At 43.1% G+C, this 281-nt stretch carries 1 protein-coding gene; it reads right to left on the bottom strand.

The window, feature by feature from the left end; translation table 11 throughout:
* A partial coding sequence (locus AAEY75_RS14700; protein WP_352259981.1) for a histidine kinase dimerization/phospho-acceptor domain-containing protein occupies window positions 1-281 on the bottom strand: 281 nt, incomplete at both ends.

Below are 281 nucleotides of genomic sequence, written 5' to 3'. Positions count from 1 at the left end.
ATGAGTTGCTGCATCTTGATGCTTTGCTCACCGATAGCTTGACTAAGCATCTGCCGATCATCCCCATCTAACCTTTCATCCTCTAACAACTCGCTACTAGCACGAATAGCCGTCAATGGACTTTTGAGTTCATGAGTCAGCGTATGCACATAGTCGCTAACATAAGCTCTATTCTCTAATCGATGCTTCATGGTTTCAATAGTATCGGTCAAGTTATTGAGCTCATTCCCTAAGTAAAAATACGGCTTTTTAGTGTCTTCGGCTAACGCGCTGGTATAGTG

The sequence above is a fragment of the Psychrobacter sp. TB55-MNA-CIBAN-0194 genome, assembly GCF_040309505.1.
GTDB classification, from domain to species: Bacteria; Pseudomonadota; Gammaproteobacteria; order Pseudomonadales; family Moraxellaceae; genus Psychrobacter; species Psychrobacter fozii.
Note: the sequence above shows the minus strand (reverse complement) of the source record. Positions and strands in the feature narration are given on the sequence as shown.